We start from the raw sequence: 16,512 nt of genomic DNA, 5'->3' as shown, positions 1-16,512 counted from the left end.
CGCGGCTACCGGTCGCGGTACAGGACGAAGAAATACGGTTCGTCGAGTCCGCGCATGTCCATGACACCGAGCAGGGTGTCCGCGTCGACGCGGCGGAAGATGTCGATGATCGGCAGATGGTCGTAGATCATTGCGGCGCTGGACTTTCCACGGAACTCGAGATTCCGCAGCCGAGCCTTCGGGGTGGCCGTCCGCAGCATCGGCCGCAGCACGCCGAGCGAGCGGCGGACCGGGGACAGGGCCGTCACCGACACCTTGCCCGCCAGGAACAGTGGCACCCGGCGCGGGTCGACCGGGAAGATCTCGCCGTCGGGGGCCCGGAACAGCAGCGGCTGGACATGGTCGGCGCTGTCGAACTGCTTTCCGTACCAGCCTGTTTCGACCAGCATGCCGTCCCACGGATGGCCGGTGCCCACTTCCGCGCCCCGCCAGCGACCGGTGGTGACCTCGTCCACGGCCACCGCCGGCAGGCTGTCGAACAGATCCCAGGCCTGGGCCGCGGTGGCCGCGCCCGCGATCAGGGTCTCCAGGCGCGCGGCGCCGTCCGTCGCCGGGTCGGCGGCAACCATCATGATCTCCTTGGTGAGAGTAGACGACAGGATTTCTCTCACCCTAGTGGCGGCCCCGGTGGTGGCCGGTAGAGCTCCAGTGACATTCTGACGACCGGATTGGCCGAAGATGTCGATACCGGTTCCCGCGGGGCCGCGGGCCGTTCAGCCCAGGGCCGCCGGAGATTCGGCGTGCGGAACGAGCAGCCGCGGACTGCCCGAGCCGTCGGCCGGGACCGCCCAGATGTCGGCGTCATCGCCGCCGCGCGAGACCGCGTAGCCGATGGTGTTCGGGTCCAGCCACGCCGCTTGGTCGTCCACGCTCCGGGTTTCGGCCAGCGGGGTGCGGACGCCCGAGGCCAGGTCCAGCACCGAGAGCCGCCAGCCCTTCGCGGGGTCGCCGTCGATCGCCGACTTGAACGCGATCCGCTTGCCGTCCGCCGACAGCGACGGGCATTCCACGTTCTGCGCGATGGTGCGGACGGTCTTCGCCGCCATATCGCCCTGCACGAGGTAGCGGCGGCCGTCGGTGGACATGGTGGCGTAGAAGGTGTTGTGATCCGCGGCGAAGGTGATACCCCAGAAGTTGAGATCGGCGGCGGTGTAGGGGCGGCCGTCGACCACGACCGACAGGAATTCCAGGGAATCGATCATGTCGCCGGTCGTCAGGTCGACCAGCCCGGCGCGGGTGGAGAAGCGGCCATTGTTGTAGGAGTCGCCCGCCACGAACACCGTCCAGGCCGCCATCCGCCCGTCGCCGGACAATCGGGTGCGATTGGGCACGCCGACCAGCGGGATCTCCCGCGTCACGGTCAGATCGGCGTCCAGGATGGCGGCCTGGAAGGTGGCCAGCGGGCCGTCGGGCCTCAGGCAGATGCCGGTCCCGGCCGCGGCGGCCACACGCAGGCATTCGAGTTTCGACACCGAGCGCGCCGCGCCCGGATCGGCGGCGGACACCATCGCCACATGGCCCTTGCTCTCGGCCGCGGTGCTGCGGAACAAGATTCGGGGCCCGGGCGCGATGTTCAGCGCCTCGTAGGCGGTGGCGGGTTGCGCGCGCGTCCCGGTGACCGCGCCGTAGCCGACGGCGACCGCGGCCAAGACGACCGCCCCGAGCAGGGCCAGCACGATCCGGCGGTTCACGCGTGCTCCTCCGCGGTCTCGGTGACGTCCTCGACGGTCCCGGCGGCCGGGATGCCGCGCAGCAGCACGGCGATCACGACCACGGCCACCGCCACCAGACCCGCGGCGACCCGGCTCGCGTTCTCCGGGCCCCACAGACTCCAGGCCAGCCCGAACAGCACCGACGACACCAGATACGACAGCGCCTGCCCGGTTTGGATCAGCGCGATCCCGGTGGTGCGCAGGGCTTTCGGCAGCACCGGACCGGCCAGCGCCATGAGCACGCCGTCGGTCGCGGCGTAGAACAGGCCGTAGAGCGCGAGCACCACCACCAGCAGCGCGGTGCCGCCGAACGGACCGAACAGCAGCAGGTACACCAGCACCAGCGCGGTGTAGCCGCCGAGCACCACGGTCCGGCGGCCGATCTTGTCGGCGAGCATGCCCAGCGGGGTGGCCAGCACCAGGTACGACAGGTTGGTGCCGACCGCCAGCAGCGGGAACCAGCTGACGCTCAGGTGTTCCCGCTGCTGCAGCAGCAGGTAGACGAAGCCGTCGCCGATGGTCACCAGTCCGGCCAGGCAGGCCGCCGCCACCAGCCGCCGCACCGGTGCGAGCCGGATCAGCCCGCCCAGCGCGCGGGGCGACACCGCGCCCTTGGCGGGTTGCTCGTCGCGGTGGTCGCGGACGAACAACACCAGGATCAGGACGCCGAACGCGGCGATGCAGAAACTGGCGACGAAGACCGCGTCGTAGGCCTGCGCGGTGGCGGCGAGAATGCCGATCGCCACCAAGGGACCGGCGAACGCGCCGATGGTGTCCATCGTCCGGTGCACGCCGAACGCGCGGCCGTAGAGCCGCGGCGGGGTGGACAGCGTGATCAGAGCATCGCGGGGCGCGGTGCGCAGGCCCTTGCCGGTGCGGTCGACGGCGATGACCGCGCCGATCGCGCCGACGGCGCTGCCCGCGGCCAGCATGCCGAGTTTCGCGACCGCCGACAGGCCGTAGCCCAGTCCGGCGATGAATTTGCGGCGGTTGGTCAGGTCGGCGACGTAGCCGCCGATCAGCCGCAGCAACGCGGTCGCGCCGGTGTAGGTGCCGTCGACGACGCCGTAGGCGGCGGGGCTCAGGTGCAGTCCGACGACCAGGTACACCGGCAGCACCGCGGTCAGCATCTCCGAGGAGATGTCGGTGACCAGGCTGACGGCACCGAGCGCGAACACATTGCCGCTCAACAGGAAGAACGCCTTGCGGCGCGACGGTGTCGCGTCGTCGCCCCCGGAATGCGGGCGGTCGATCGTGGACATGTACATGGGTGTACTACCTCAGGGAGTCGCGGGGAAGCCGCTCGGGACACATCGTCGGGTCCGCGAGCGGGTCATGTCAGCTGCCGATCGGTCCGGTTGCCCGGTGAACGGTCAGTTCCACACGTTGGTGATCTCCGCCGCGGGGTTCAGGTGGGTCAGGCCGTAGGCGCTCTCGATGGTGCTGAGCACGTTGTAGTGGTTGATCTGGTTGGAGAAGCTGCCGACCTGGGTGTGCGCGCCCACGAAGGTGGTGAAGATGTGGTTGGACGAACCGCCGTTGTCCTCGTCGAAGGTGACGATGAGCAGGCTGTTGTGGGTCTTGGCCCACTGCGCGTAGGCGTCCATCTTGTTCTTCAGCCAGGTGTCACCGGTGCCGACCGAGCAGTCGTGCATGTCGTTGCACATGTCGGGGGCGATGTAGGAGACCGTCGGCAGGGTCGAGTAGTCGGTCGGGAAGGTGCTGAACCGGACGTTCGCGCTCGCGGGCACATTGCTGAAGTTCGGGACCGCGTTGTGCTTGCGACGGTAGGTGCCGCTCGAGCAGCCGGTGTAGCCGTCCGAGGGCATCGCCTCGGAGTAGCTCTTGTAGCTCTTGCCGGCGGTGAGCAGCTGGTTGGCGATGTTGTTGCCGTTGTAGGTGTGCGGGCAGCTGTCGTCGGTGACGCCCTGGGTGGAGCCGGAGAACATCGCGAGGTAGTTGGGCTCGCTCGGGTGGGTGACGCCGTAGGACTGGGTGAACTTCGCGCCCTGCCCGGCCAGGTTGTTGAAGTACGGCGCGCTGGAGCTGCCGTTGATCTGCGAGTACGAATGGTTCTCGAACATCACCAGCACGATGTGGTCGAACACCGGAACGCTGCCCGCCGCAGCGGCTTCCGACGAATTGACGACCGCGGACGTCGCCATACCGATGAACGCGGCGGCCGACATGACGGCGGCAGCGATGCGCTTCCTGAACACAGATCCTCCTGAAGGACTCGAGCGGGCCCCGGCAGCACCGCCAGGGCCGCGCAATATTAAGAACCGCCATGCGCCGGAACGACGAATGCTCTGCGGCCATCCGATGTGGGGAAAGTGAACAAATCGCATGGCCACTTTCCGCCGACTCGGACCGAGTCCCCCTGCCGCAGCACGAGTTTCGAGACAGCAAACCGGTCACTACCAGTGTTTTTGTCGAAACTACAAAAAGTTGGCGAAATCGCTGGCGTTCCTAGTTTTAGTCATCTAACCTAAAACCATGACGACAGCGCGAGACACCGCGGAGACCATCCGGGCGGCTCGGCGGCCCGAAGACCTCTTCGGTTCCGCCGCAACCGATTCCACGAGCAGACAGGCGGCTCGACGCCGGTATCACCGGCTGGCCGCGCTGGTGCACCCCGACCGGGTCGAGGCCGTCGACGCGGCGGCCGCGGGCGCCGCCTTCGCCCGGCTCTCCGAGCTGTACCAGCGGTGGCTGGACCTGGACGAAGCCGCCTTCGAGGTGATCGGGGCGCGCGGGCGGCATCCCGTCGGGGCGCTACACGCGGCCGGATCCATCGCCGACGTGTACCGCTCCGGCTCGGATCGGGTGGTGAAGATCCCGCGCCGAGCGGCCGCCAACCGGTTGCTGGCCGGTGAGCGAAACGCCTTGCGCGACATCGCGACCGTCGCCGCCGAGCACGCGTGGCTGCGGCCGTACTTCCCCGAACTCGTCGACGCCGTCGACCATCTCGACCCGGGCACCGGCGAGCAGCGCACGGTCAATGTGCTGGCCGGCCTGACCGACGGGTTCGTGACGATGGAGGAGGTCCGCGCGGCCTATCCGGACGGGCTCGACCCGCGCGACTACGCGTGGATGCACCGGCGGCTGCTGCGCTGCCTCGCCGGGGCGCAGCTGGCTGGCTGGGTGCACACCGCGATCAGCCCCGCCAATGTGCTGGTGCATCCGAGACTGCACGGAATCGTGCTGGTGGGCTGGTCTTTCGCGACCCGGCCGGGCAATCCCGCGGCGGCCACCCTGAAGTCACTGGACTATCCGCCCGAGATCCGCGACGCGGTCTCCCCCGCCACCGACGTCCACCTCGCGCATCGCCTCATGCTCACCATGCTCGGCGACCGCGCGCCCGCCCCGATGCGCGCCTACGCCACCGGTTGCCTGCAAGCCGATCCCGGACTGCGGCCCGAGGCCGCGGACCTGCTCGGCGAATTCGACGATCTGCTCGACCGGCTCTACGGGAAGCGCCGCTTCCGGCCCTTCGAGCTCACGAAAGGTAAGTGATAGCAATGGGTTACGGAAGCTGGGACGACAGCGCCTACGACGCGGCGCGGACCTTCCGCGCGGCCTCGGGACTCGACGACTTCGGCTACACCGCCGACATGCGGTCCACGCCGTGGGAGCAGTGGAAGGCGCACCCCACCCTGGATCCCTTCGGGGTGGGCATGCGGGAGTCACGCGACTCCGACGACCACGGGAACTCGCTGCCCATCGCGGTGCTGTTCGACGTCACCGGATCCATGGGCCGGGTGCCGCGGGTCATGCAGGAGAAGCTGGCCAAACTGCACGGACTGTTGCAGCGCAAGGGTTATGCCGACGATCCGCAGATCCTGTTCGGGGCCATCGGCGACGCCGACAGCGACCGGGTGCCGCTGCAGGTCGGGCAGTTCGAATCCGACAACCGCATGGACGAACAGCTGCGGCTGATCCTGCTCGAAGGCGGCGGCGGTGGGCAGAAGTCCGAAAGCTACGAGCTGGCGGCGTATTTCATCGCCCGCCACACCGTCACCGACGCGTGGGAGAAGCGCGGACGCAAGGGCTACCTGTTCATCGTCGGCGACGAGCTGAACAAGAAGCGCCTGCCCGCGCGCCACATCCAGGCCGTCATCGGCGACGACGTGCGCAGCGACATCGCCGTCGACTCCATCTACCGGGAGCTGGCCGACCGGTGGAACGTGCACTACATCCTGCCCAATCAGTCCAGCTACTACCGGGATCCGGAGATCGCCGAACACTGGCAGGAGCTGCTGGGCGAGCGGTTCCTGCGGCTCGACGATCCGGCCGCGGTGTGCGAGCTCATCGCGCTGACCATCGGGATCGGCGAGGACCGCGTCGATCTGGGGGCCGGGCTGGCCGACCTGCGCGATATCGGGTCGACCAGTGAGGCCGACGCGGTCGGCAAGGCGCTCGCGCCGCTGGGCGGAGTCCGCCGCGGGCGCAGCGTGGGCGCGCTGCCCGCCACCACCGGGACCGACGACGTCGATCTCTGATCACGAAAGACGAAGGGAAAGCTCATGTTCGGCGACCGTCACCTGATCGTGGTGGACCTCGGCTTCGGTGACGCCGGGAAGGGGGCCACCGTCGACTGGCTGTGCTCACCGCGGGCCGGGCTCGACGTGTCCGCGGTGGTGCGGTTCAACGGCGGGGCGCAGGCCGCCCACAATGTGGTCGCCGACGGCCGCCACCACACCTTCCGGCAGTTCGGGTCCGGCACCCTGTCCGGGGTGCCGACCCTGCTGTCGCGGCACATGCTCGTCGAGCCCCTGGCGCTGGCGGCCGAGGCCCGCGAACTCGCCGCGATGGGGGTCGCCCATCCGCTGTCGCTGCTCTACGCCGACGAACGCGCCCTGCTCACCACACCGATCCACGGGGCCGCCAACCGCCGCCGGGAGGATACGAGGGGTACCGCCCGGCACGGTTCGTGCGGCATCGGCATCGGGGAGACCGCGAGCTACGCCCTCGACCACGACGCGCCGCGGGTCGCCGACTGCGCGCGACCGGATGTGCTGCGGCGCAAACTGATCGCGCTCGAGGAGCACTACGCGCCGCTGCTCGCCGGCGGGCGGCACCGCTACGATCCGATCGACGATCTGGTCGCGGCGTACACCGCCTTCGCCGGCGCGGTCGCCATCCTGCCCGGAGAGCAGCTCGCGGGGTTCGCGCGCAGCGGGCGGCTGGTGTTCGAGGGCGCGCAGGGCGTGCTGCTCGACGAATGGCGCGGAACCCACCCGTACACGACCTGGTCGACCGTGGAACCCCGCAACGCGCGAGACATGCTGGCGCGCATCGGGGCTCCCGGCTACGTGCTCGGCGTGACCCGGGCCTACCTGACGCGGCACGGAGCGGGGCCCTTCCCGACCGAGGACCCCGCGCTGTCGATTCCCGAGCCGCACAATGGAACCGGCGTGTACCAGGGCGCGTTCCGGCGCGGGCACCTCGATCCACTGCTGCTGCGCTACGCGATCGACGCCTGTGGCGGGATCGACGGGCTGGCCGTCAACCACCTCGACGCGGTCGGCGACATCCGCACCGCCACCGGGTATCTCACCGCGGACGGCTGCGTCGACCGGCTCGACTGCGGGGTCTGGCAGGACCTGGAGCACCAGCGGGGGCTCACCGATCTGCTCAGCGCCGCCACCCCGGCCCTGGCCGACCTGCCCGGCGACGTCCCCGGCTACCTGGAGGCCGAACTCGGCGCGCCGGTGGTGCTCACCGCCCACGGCCCGGATCGAGCCGATCGCACGGTCCGGATCACCGCTCAGGCATGATTGTCCATTTGTGGAGCAACAATCCGCGGTATCCATCGACGTGATCGCCCTGCGCTACGGGCCCGACGACCCCACCGCCACGCTCGGCATCGCCGCGCGGCGGTGGGAACCGTTCGCCGGCGAACTCGCGCTGCCGGGCGTGCTGCTCGGCCTCGGCGAACGCCTCGCCGAGGCCGCCCACCGCGCGGTGCACACCAAACTCGGGGTGCCCGAGGACGCCATCCTCGCCGCCGGACAGGTCGCCACCTTCGACGAACCCAACCGCGACCCGCGCGGGCCGACCCTGTCCATCGCCATGTGGGCGGTCGTCGGCGCACACGAATCCGACACCGCGACCTGGGTGCCCTTCGACGCGGTCCCGCCGCTGGCGTTCGACCACAATCAGATCGTCGCCGCCGCCCGGGACCGGCTCGCCGACATGCTGTGGAAGGACCTGACTTTCACCCGCGCCCTCACCGGCGACCAGTTCACCGCCACCCGCGCGGTCGGCCTCACCACCGCCCTGCACGGCGCCAAACCCGATCCGGGCAACCTCAACCGCACCCTGGCCGCGCTGCCCGGCCTGTCCCGCACCGGCGAACGCGTCCGTGTGAAAGCCACCGGCCGCCCGGCCGCCGTGTGGTCCTTCGCCTGAACACGGTCCGGGACACCACCGCCGAGACCCTCCGCGCGACGAGCCGCCGGCACGGAAACGCCGGCCGGGAACTGGCCCGGATCATCACCGACAACGGCTTCGAACCCCACCTGATCCTGTCCATCGCCCGCGGCGGGCTCTTCGTCGCCGGATCCCTGAGCGGGCTCGTCCCGCGGGCCGCCGCGCATCCCAACCGGCGACCGGGCAGCCCAGCGCTGCCCGACGTGGTGCCGCGCGAGCGCTGGGCTCGGTGAGCGTCAGGGGATCAGCACCGGGCGGCCGCGCAGCTGTCCCGCGGCCAGTAGGCGGTGGGCGTCCGCGACGCGGTCGAGTGGGAAGGTCTCGGCGACGCGCGGGGTCAGGCGGCCCGCGTCGACCAGGGCCGCCAGCTCGGCCAGGCGGCGACCATCGGCTCGAATCCAGGTGTTGGCCACCCGGATTCCGCGCAGGGCCGCCGGTTCGGCACCGCCCACCAGGGCCGTGAACGCACCGGACGAACGGACGGCGTCGAGCGCCTCCACGCCCAGCACCGCCGCGTCGAGCGCGCCGTCGACACCGCCGGGGACCAGCGCCCGCACCGCGTCACCGAGTCGTTCGCCGCGCGGGACGAAGAACTCCGCGCCCAGCTTGCGCACCGCGTCCGCGTCGGCGGACCCTGCCGTCGCGACCACCCGAATGCCCTGGGCCACGGCCAGTTCCACCGCGTAGCCGCCCACCGCACCGGCCGCGCCGGTGATCAGCACCGTCGCGCCGGGGGCCAGGCCGAGCAGGTCCAGGGATTGCGCGGCGGTGAGGGCGTTCAGCGGAACCGTCGCCGCCTCGATCGCGGAGACCGTGCGCGGCGCGAGGGCGACGGCTGACGAATCCAGGATCACCTGATCGGCGTGTGTGCCCAGGGCTACATCGAGCCGATCGGAGAGGCCGAACACCGCGTCACCGATCGCGAATTCCGTGACACCGGAACCGATATCGTCGATGGTCCCGGCGACATCCCAGCCCAGGCCGACCACCTCGCGCGCCGGCATCAGACCCGCCTGGGCCAATCCGCCCGAGCGGGTGTGCAGGTCGGCCGGCTGCACGGCTGCCGCGGCGACGCGGATCCGCACCTGCCCGGGACCGGGCGCGGGCATCGGCGCCTCGGCCACCTCCAGCACCTCGGGTCCTCCGAACGATCGAACGATGACGGCGCGCATGTGAAATCTCCTCTGCTGTACGGTTTCCCACCCTGTCACCGAACCTAGGGAGTGTTACTCTCCGTCGGGAAGTACGCACCTGGGAGTGCGTACCGAACGTCAGGGAGAGTCATGGCGACCAAGACCGCCGCCCAGCGGCGCACCGAGGCCCGGCGCGACTATGACGCCTACATCCAGGAATGCCCCACCCGGCACCTGCTCGACCGGATCAGCGACAAGTGGGTCAGCCTGCTGCTCAACGCACTCGCCGACGGTCCCCGCCGATACAGCGATCTCAATCGCATCGTGGCCGGAGTCAGCCAGAAGATGCTCACCCAGACCCTGCGCGGCATGGAACGCGACGGACTGGTGAGCCGCACCGTCACCCCGTCGGTCCCGGTGCGGGTCGACTATCGGCTCACCGCACTCGGGCAGAGTTTGCTGCCGGTCATGCGGGCGATCAAGAATTGGGCCGAGACGCATATCGAGGATGTGCTCGCGGCCCGCGAAAGCTACGACGCCGCGGCCTGATCGATCACCGAGCGGACCAGTTGCCGGACACCGCCGAGGAGGCGGTCACGCTGACCCGAACGGACCAGGTAAGGCACCAGTTCACCGCCCAGCGGTGCGAGCAGCAGGCCGCCGACCACCTCGGCGTCGAGATCGGGGCGGATCTCGCGTAGCAGGGTGCTGATGTGGCTGGCCCAGAAGGCGTGGAATTCATCGCGGCGTGGGTGCGGCGGGAGCGCCTGGTAGGCGACGTTCAATTCGAGGTCGTCGGCGATCAGCCGGGTCATGGCGTCGAAGTAGGCGAGCAGGCGGTCTCCCGCGGGCGCGCCCGGGCCCAGCGGTGGCGGACCACTGGTCACCGCCTCCATCAAACCGACCGCCCCCTCCGCGACCAGCTCGTACAGCAAGCCCGCCCGGTTGCCGAACCGGTGGAACAGCGTGCCCTTGGCCACCCCCGCCGCGGCGGCGATGCGGTCCATGGTCGCCGCGTCCGCACCTTCCTCGGCTAACAGCCGGCGGGTCGCCGCCAGGATTGCCTGCCGGTTGCGAGCCGCGTCGGCGCGTTCCTTGGGCGGATTCATATCACCACTTCCATTGACAACTTGACCGCCGGTCAATATCTTCGCAGACACAACTTGACCGTCAGTCAACTTATGAGGTTCTCAATGCAAGCAATCCTATTGACCGGTACCGGCGGGCCCGACGTCCTGGTGGCCGGAGAGGTTCCCGCACCACGCCCACAGGCCGGGGAGATCCTGGTGCGGGCCGAGGCGATTCCCGTGCTGTTCCCCGAAACCATGATGCGGTCGGGGGCGTTCCCGCTGCCGGTGCAGTTCCCCCTCGTGTTCGGCACCCAGGCCGCGGGCGTCGTCACCGAAGTCGGGGCGGGCGTGGACGCCTCACTCGTCGGGCAGCGAGTCGTGGTGAGCAGCAGCAGTTTCGGCACCTACGCCGAACAGGTCTGCGTCCCCGCCGAGGCCGCCACCCCGATTCCCGACGGACTGAGCACCGACGCCGCCGCGGCCGTCGCCATGAGCGGGTCGGTCGCCATTCCCCTGCTCGAGACCGCGCGGCTCACCGGCACCGAGACCATCCTCGTCGAGGCGGCGGGCACCGGCGTCGGGGCCTACCTCACCCAGCTGGCCAAGGAGCACGGCGCGGCCCGCGTCATCGCCACCGCGGGCGGGCCCGAAAAGGCCGCGCGGGCCCGCGAATTCGGTGCCGACCTCGTCGTCGACCACCACACGCCCGGATGGACCCGGCAGCTCGCCGACCTACTCGGCGGCGCGACGCTGGACGTGGTTTTCGACTCCGTCGGCGGCGAATCCGCGCTCGAACTCCTGGACCTGATGACCCCGCTGCGCGGGCGCATGCTCAGTTACGGCTTCCTGTCCGGCGCTCCCGCGCAGGTCGGCGCCATGGATCTGATCATGCGCGGCCTGACGCTCACCGGCTGCTCCGGTCCGGCCTGGCTGGCCGGGGTGGCGGCGGCCCGCGAACCCGCGCTGCGGCGGGCGGCGACGGGTTCGCTGACGCCGCTGGTGGATCGGGTGCTGCCGCTCGACCAGGCCGCGCACGCCCACCGGCTGCTGGAGGATCGCGCCGCCCAGGGCACGATCATCCTGCGCGCCGGCTGAGCGGAGCTCAGAGGTCCTTCAGGCAGAAGGTCGTCGGCTGCTCGGTCAGTGTGATGACCTTGTCGGCTTCCTCGCCGCACAGGTTCTCGTCCGACTGGCCGTCGATCCGGGTCAGCACCTGGAAACTCGCGTTGCTGGTGCCGCATTCGGCGTACTGATAGCCGGTCATCATGCTCTCGTGATAGCAGGCGCCCGGCTGGAAATTCGGCGCCAGACACAGGTAGGCCATCGAGGCGCCGTTGAGCGTCTCCTCGTAGGAGGTGTAATCGGCGGCGCACTCGGCCTTGGCGCTGGAATGCTTGGCCACCTTGTACACCGCCTTCGGGGAGGCGCAGTCCACCGGCTCGGTCTTGGAATTGATCATCGACCCCTCGATAACGTTGATGCAATCACCGACCTTGGAGCGTCCGGTATCGGACTTCCCCGCGTCCTTGATGCTGTCCGCACCCTTCTGCACGACCGAGCAACCCGCCAGCGCCAGTGCGAAAACCGCCACGGCCACCGGAATCAGCCGCCACCAGCGCCGCGTTCCCGCCGAACTCACCTGCATCGTTGCCACGAACCTCTCTCACCGGTCATCATTCGAACCTCGACAACCAAACCCGGACCGCGATCGGCGAGCATCCGTGGAACCACGGGATCGGCCCGGCATCGGCACCGACCCGGCATCGGGCTAGGCTCCGCTCGGGGCCGTTCGCTCGGAAAGGAGTGCGTGATCGAGCCATTCGTCGGCCGCGTTCACGAACTCTCGACGCTGGACGCGACCTACTGCACGCCCGGCCGGCACCGCGTGTTCCTGGTCGAAGGCCCGGCGGGTATCGGAAAGTCCAGACTCCTGGCCGAATCCGTGCGGCATGCCCGCGCGGCGGGGCTGCGCGCGATCACGGTCGCGGCCACCGAGTACGAGCGGTCCACGCCCCGCCAGGTGCTGCTGGATCTCGCCGACCAACTCGACCACGACGCCGACGGCCACGACCCCGGCAACGGCGATGCCCGGGTGGTCGATCCCGGCGGCCACACACCGGATCACGGGATCGCGACGGCCGATACCAGGGAGTCGGCGCGGTGGCTGCGGCACCGGCTCGCAGGCACTCCCACGGTCCTGACCATCGATGACGCGCATTGGGCAGACCCGGCGTCACTGCGGGTGCTGGCTGTGCTGATCCAGCAGTCGCCGATGCCCGCGACCGTAGTCCTCGCCTATCGGACCGGACAGTTTCCCGCCGAACTCGGTGCCGCCCTGCGGACCCCGCGCGCCGACGTGACCCACCTGAGCGTGCCGCCGCTGTCCACGGACGAGGCGACCGCGCTGCTCCCGGACCTGACGCCGGCGCACCGGGCCCGGCTCGTCGCCGCGGCCCACGGCAATCCGCTGTACCTGCAGGTCCTGGCCGAACTCACGCCCGCGGAACTGGATCAGGCGCTGCGCGACGATCGCGTCGACACCGGGTTCGGGCACGCGGCACTGGACCGCACCCTGCGCGCCGAACTCGCGCATCTCCCGCCCCGCGAACAGCTCGTCGCCCAGGCGGCCGCGGTGTGCGGCGCGACCGCCGACACCGAACTGCTCAGCGCCACCGCCGAAGTCACGCACACCGACCTCGACGCCGCGGTCGACGACCTCGCCCGGCGCGGCTGGCTCACCGTCACCGGCGGCACCGTGGCCTTCCGCCACCCCCTCATGCGCACCGCGGCCTACCGCCTCGCCGGCCCCGCCTGGCGTGCCGCCGCCCACGGCCGCGCCGCCCGCTTCCTGCGCACCGTCGACGCCCCGGTCCTGGTCCGCGCCCGCCACCTCGAGCACGCCTTCGGCGGCCGCGACCACCTCGCCGCGGCCGAACTGATCCGCGCCGCCGAACAAGCCCTCGCCACCGCCCCCGCCACCAGCGCCCGCTGGATCGAAGCCGCCCTCCGCCTCACCCCGAACTGCGCCCCCGAACCCGGCTCACCTGGTGCCACCGCTGCCCTCGACGGCGACGTCGACGCGGACGCGACACGACTGCTGCTCGGACGGGCGCTGCTGTTGTCCGGGTCCGCCGAGCGGGCACGGGACGTGCTGGAACCGCTCCTGCCGTCGACGGACGTCCCCGCGGTGCCGACGAGCAACGAGGCGGTGTTGCTGTACGCGCGATGCGAGCGGATTCTCGGCCGGATCGACAGTGCGCGACAGCTGCTGGCGTCGGCGGTCGAACGGCTGAATCCGGGCGAGAGTGGTTCGGTGCAGCTGGAACTGGCGATTCTGGAGTCCCAGGACAACCGCGATCGGGAGGCGGAAGTGCGGATCCAGGCGCTGTTCGCGTCAGGGGCCGTGCGGGATCCGGCGATTCGAGCGGCGGGACGCACCCTGCGCAGCATGGGACAACTCAACGGCCTGGACCTGAGCGCGGCGCGGGCCGAGTATCGCATCGCCGAACGAGAATTCGCGCAGCTCAATGACACTCGGCTGCTCGACGGCGTGCACGCGGTAGCGGCGCTCGGCTGGATGGCGTACTTCCTCGACGATCAGCGCACCGGCCTCACGCACATCGAACGCGCTATCACCGTCAGCCACCGGCACGGTCGCAGCTTCGTACTGCCGGAGCTGCACACCGTCCACGCCTACTCCCTCGCCAAGCTCGGCCGCTACGACGACGCGCTCGCCGCCGCCGAGGACGCCCTGGAAACCGCACGGCTGTACGGATATCCGGGCATCGCGCCACTGGCCGGCGCGGCCAAACTCCGCATCCTCCAGGACACCGCGCCCGCCACGGAGGTGCTGCGCTGGTGGCGCACCCTCGACGCCCTCCCCCGGCCCCCCATGCGGTGGTGGTGCGCCACCGTCGACGCGGCCCTCGCCGAAATCGCCGCGCGGCTACCGCATCCGGCCCGGCCCCAGGCCACCGAAGCCATGGCATCCGACCTGCCTACCGCCACAACATCTGTCGCACTCCCACGGGTTGCGACCGCACCGTTGTCGATGGGCCCCGCCGAGCCCGTCGCCGATACTTCCGTGACGCCGGAACCCGTGGACACGGTGTCGCGGGAACATCCGATGCGGGCCGCGGAGCTCGCCGTCGGCGCACTGGCCTGCCTCGCCCACGGCGACCTCGAGACGGCGGGGGCGCTGGTGGAGCGGGCCCATGAAGTGGCCGAACGGCTCGACCTGCCCGGACAGCGGGCCTCGGCCGCGCGGGCACGCGCCGGATATCTCTGTGCCCGAGGCGATCTCGAGGCCGCCGCCCAGGCGGCCACGGCGGCGATCGCGCACTACGGTCAAGCCGGGATGCCCGTCTTTCGCGCCCAGGCCATGTTGGTGGCCGCCGAAATCGACGGGAAGCGGGGCGATTTCGCCACCGCGACCGTACGAATCGCCGCCGCCCGAGAGGAATTCGCGGCTGCCGGCGCACACGAGCTGCTCACCGCCGCCACCACCGCACAACGCAAGCTGGCGGGTCATCGCAGTGTGAGTGGCGCAACCATATTGAGCGAACGTGAACGCGAGGTCGCTGAGCTGGCGGCGCGGGGACTCACCAACAAGGACATCGCCGAGAAGCTCTTCTTGAGCCCGCGCACCGTGGAGGACCACCTGGGTCGCATCCTGCGCAAACTGGGACTCACCGGTCGCGGCGGGATCGCGCACAAGCTCACGGAATTGGACCGGCCGGACTGAAGGCAGGTCCGTGACACGGCGAGCCGAGCTCAGCCGGTGATCTCCCACTCGTAGACGGTCAGCTCGGATGCGCCCGTCGTGTGAATCGGGTCGGTGAGAATCAATTCCTGTGCGGCGGCCAGATTCTCCGCGGTGATCACGTACGCGCCGCCGCTGCCGTCGGTGAACTTGCCGGTTTCCACCAGCTGTCCGCGCTCGCGGACCGCCGCCAGCCAGTCCTTGTGCGGGACGACGACGGAATCGTCGAAGCGCGGGGTGCGCATGGCCATGACCAGATATTTGCGCACCCTGCGCTTCTCCTTCGAACTACTTGTCGTCGTCGGCGACGGTCGAGCGGGTGGCCGCGGCGGCGGCCCGCACCTGCGGAGCCACCTGGACCACCTGGCCGAGCACGCCGTTGATGAACGACGGGGAATCGTCGGTGGACAGCTCCTTGGCCAGCTCCACCGCCTCGTCCACCGCCACCACGGGCGGAACGTCGTTGGCGTGGAACAACTCCCACACCGCGACCCGCAGGATGGCGCGGTCCACGGCGGGCAGCCGCGGCAACGTCCAGTCCTGGGACAGGTACGACTCGATGGTGCCGTCCACCCGGTCCAGATCGTCGGCTACGCCTTCGACCAGGACTCGGGTGTAGGGGTTGATCGGCGCGATGGACTCCTCACGCACCGACAGGGAGACCCGCTCGGAGAGCAGATCCGCCGGGTCGATGTCGCGGGCCTCCGCCTCGAACAGCAGATCCACCGCACGCCGACGCGCCTTGTGCCGTGCGCCGAGCTTCTTGAAAGACTTCTTGTCCGATTGATCGGCCACGGAAGACATTATCCGTCGCGTCAGTTGTTGACGCGGCTGATGTAGCTGCCGTCGCGGGTGTCGATGCGCAGCTTGTCGCCCTGGTTGATGAACAGCGGCACCTGCACCTCGGCGCCGGTCTCCACGGTGGCGGGCTTGGTGCCGGCCGAGGAGCGGTCGCCCTGCAGGCCCGGCTCGGTGTGGGTGACGATGACGTCGATCGCGACGGGGAGCTCGACGAACAGCGCCTCACCCTCGTGCATGGCGATCTGGACGGCCATGTTCTCCAGCAGGAAGCCCGCGTTGCGGCCCAGCAGCGCCTCGCCCAGGTGGATCTGGTCGTAGGTGTCGCCGTCCATGAAGATGTAGTCCTCACCATCGTGGTAGAGGTACGTCATGTCGCGACGGTCGACGGTCGCGGTCTCCACCTTGACGCCGGCGTTGAAGGTCTTGTCGACGACCTTGCCCGAGACCACGTTCTTCAGCTTGGTGCGCACGAAGGCGGGACCCTTACCCGGCTTCACATGCTGGAACTCGACGATCTGCTGCAGCTGATTGTCGATCTTCAGCACGAGGCCGTTCTTGAAGTCGCTGGTGTCCGCCACTGTCCTCGGATCTCCTACTAG

General features: G+C 70.0%; 18 protein-coding genes. 8 read left to right on the top strand and 10 right to left on the bottom strand.

The window, feature by feature from the left end; genetic code table 11:
* Positions 1-5: 5 nt before the first annotated feature.
* The 4 genes from ABZ412_RS28715 to ABZ412_RS28700 all read right to left on the bottom strand — a co-directional run bounded on the left by ABZ412_RS28715 (position 6) and on the right by ABZ412_RS28700 (position 3,901).
* The gene (locus tag ABZ412_RS28715; RefSeq protein ID WP_357286107.1) at positions 6-569 is read right to left on the bottom strand and encodes a DUF4334 domain-containing protein; all 564 of its coding nucleotides are present in this window, start codon (positions 567-569) and stop codon (positions 6-8) included.
* A 144-nt stretch (positions 570-713) separates the two neighbouring features.
* Positions 714-1,691 (bottom strand): hypothetical protein, encoded by a 978-nt coding sequence (locus ABZ412_RS28710; protein ID WP_357286104.1) that lies wholly within the window; start codon positions 1,689-1,691, stop codon positions 714-716.
* The gene (locus ABZ412_RS28705) at positions 1,688-2,974 is read right to left on the bottom strand and encodes an MFS transporter (protein WP_357286101.1); all 1,287 of its coding nucleotides are present in this window, start codon (positions 2,972-2,974) and stop codon (positions 1,688-1,690) included. Before ABZ412_RS28705 ends, ABZ412_RS28710 begins: the two co-directional genes overlap by 4 nt.
* A 111-nt stretch (positions 2,975-3,085) precedes the next feature.
* Positions 3,086-3,901: an alkaline phosphatase family protein gene (locus tag ABZ412_RS28700; protein ID WP_357286356.1), complete on the bottom strand. Its 816-nt coding sequence runs from the start codon at positions 3,899-3,901 to the stop codon at positions 3,086-3,088.
* 307 nt (positions 3,902-4,208) lie between these two features.
* Between ABZ412_RS28700 and ABZ412_RS28695 the strand changes: the two genes are divergently transcribed.
* The 5 genes from ABZ412_RS28695 to ABZ412_RS28675 are packed head-to-tail and all read left to right on the top strand — an operon-like array spanning position 4,209 to position 8,380.
* Positions 4,209-5,228, top strand: a complete 1,020-nt coding sequence (locus ABZ412_RS28695) for a hypothetical protein (protein WP_357286099.1) — start codon at positions 4,209-4,211, stop codon at positions 5,226-5,228.
* A 5-nt stretch (positions 5,229-5,233) separates the two neighbouring features.
* The gene (locus ABZ412_RS28690) at positions 5,234-6,214 is read left to right on the top strand and encodes a hypothetical protein (protein WP_357286096.1); all 981 of its coding nucleotides are present in this window, start codon (positions 5,234-5,236) and stop codon (positions 6,212-6,214) included.
* A gap of 24 nt (positions 6,215-6,238) precedes the next feature.
* Complete coding sequence (locus ABZ412_RS28685; RefSeq protein ID WP_357286093.1) at positions 6,239-7,492, top strand: adenylosuccinate synthetase; 1,254 nt, start codon at positions 6,239-6,241, stop codon at positions 7,490-7,492.
* A gap of 10 nt (positions 7,493-7,502) precedes the next feature.
* Positions 7,503-8,126 carry an NUDIX hydrolase gene (locus tag ABZ412_RS28680; protein WP_357286090.1) on the top strand — a complete coding sequence of 208 codons (624 nt, stop codon included), beginning with the start codon at positions 7,503-7,505 and terminating at the stop codon, positions 8,124-8,126.
* Complete coding sequence (locus ABZ412_RS28675; protein WP_357286088.1) at positions 8,111-8,380, top strand: hypothetical protein; 270 nt, start codon at positions 8,111-8,113, stop codon at positions 8,378-8,380. The genes ABZ412_RS28680 and ABZ412_RS28675 overlap by 16 nt, the downstream gene beginning before the upstream one ends.
* A 3-nt stretch (positions 8,381-8,383) precedes the next feature.
* Here ABZ412_RS28675 and ABZ412_RS28670 read toward each other — a convergent pair whose 3' ends face one another.
* Entirely contained in the window at positions 8,384-9,319 is a 936-nt protein-coding gene (locus ABZ412_RS28670; protein ID WP_357286086.1) for an NADP-dependent oxidoreductase, read from the bottom strand.
* A 111-nt stretch (positions 9,320-9,430) separates the two neighbouring features.
* On the opposite strand from ABZ412_RS28670, the gene ABZ412_RS28665 reads away from it, so the two are divergent.
* A complete protein-coding gene (locus ABZ412_RS28665) occupies positions 9,431-9,829 on the top strand; it encodes a helix-turn-helix domain-containing protein (RefSeq protein WP_357286083.1) in 399 nt (132 codons plus the stop codon).
* Here the strand turns inward: ABZ412_RS28665 and ABZ412_RS28660 are convergent.
* Positions 9,811-10,389 carry a helix-turn-helix domain-containing protein gene (locus ABZ412_RS28660; protein WP_357286080.1) on the bottom strand — a complete coding sequence of 193 codons (579 nt, stop codon included), beginning with the start codon at positions 10,387-10,389 and terminating at the stop codon, positions 9,811-9,813. The genes ABZ412_RS28665 and ABZ412_RS28660 overlap by 19 nt on opposite strands.
* 84 nt (positions 10,390-10,473) lie before the next feature.
* On the opposite strand from ABZ412_RS28660, the gene ABZ412_RS28655 reads away from it, so the two are divergent.
* On the top strand, positions 10,474-11,445 hold the full coding sequence (locus ABZ412_RS28655) for a zinc-binding dehydrogenase (RefSeq protein WP_357286078.1): 972 nt from the start codon (positions 10,474-10,476) through the stop codon (positions 11,443-11,445).
* A 7-nt stretch (positions 11,446-11,452) separates the two neighbouring features.
* Here ABZ412_RS28655 and ABZ412_RS28650 read toward each other — a convergent pair whose 3' ends face one another.
* Positions 11,453-11,995 carry a hypothetical protein gene (locus ABZ412_RS28650; protein ID WP_357286354.1) on the bottom strand — a complete coding sequence of 181 codons (543 nt, stop codon included), beginning with the start codon at positions 11,993-11,995 and terminating at the stop codon, positions 11,453-11,455.
* 162 nt (positions 11,996-12,157) lie between these two features.
* Between ABZ412_RS28650 and ABZ412_RS28645 the strand changes: the two genes are divergently transcribed.
* The gene (locus ABZ412_RS28645; RefSeq protein ID WP_357286076.1) at positions 12,158-15,094 is read left to right on the top strand and encodes an AAA family ATPase; all 2,937 of its coding nucleotides are present in this window, start codon (positions 12,158-12,160) and stop codon (positions 15,092-15,094) included.
* 29 nt (positions 15,095-15,123) lie between these two features.
* Here ABZ412_RS28645 and ABZ412_RS28640 read toward each other — a convergent pair whose 3' ends face one another.
* Genes ABZ412_RS28640 through efp form a run of 3 tightly spaced genes read right to left on the bottom strand, consistent with a single transcriptional unit; the run spans position 15,124 to position 16,491 of the window.
* The gene (locus tag ABZ412_RS28640; protein ID WP_357286073.1) at positions 15,124-15,381 is read right to left on the bottom strand and encodes a YciI family protein; all 258 of its coding nucleotides are present in this window, start codon (positions 15,379-15,381) and stop codon (positions 15,124-15,126) included.
* A gap of 19 nt (positions 15,382-15,400) precedes the next feature.
* Positions 15,401-15,907 carry a transcription antitermination factor NusB gene (gene nusB, locus ABZ412_RS28635; RefSeq protein WP_357286071.1) on the bottom strand — a complete coding sequence of 169 codons (507 nt, stop codon included), beginning with the start codon at positions 15,905-15,907 and terminating at the stop codon, positions 15,401-15,403.
* A gap of 20 nt (positions 15,908-15,927) precedes the next feature.
* The gene (gene efp / locus ABZ412_RS28630; protein WP_357286068.1) at positions 15,928-16,491 is read right to left on the bottom strand and encodes an elongation factor P; all 564 of its coding nucleotides are present in this window, start codon (positions 16,489-16,491) and stop codon (positions 15,928-15,930) included.
* Positions 16,492-16,512: the final 21 nt, after the last annotated feature.

The sequence above is a fragment of the Nocardia sp. NPDC005746 genome, from assembly GCF_040630785.1.
Taxonomy (GTDB): Bacteria; Actinomycetota; Actinomycetes; order Mycobacteriales; family Mycobacteriaceae; genus Nocardia.
Note: the sequence above shows the minus strand (reverse complement) of the source record. Positions and strands in the feature narration are given on the sequence as shown.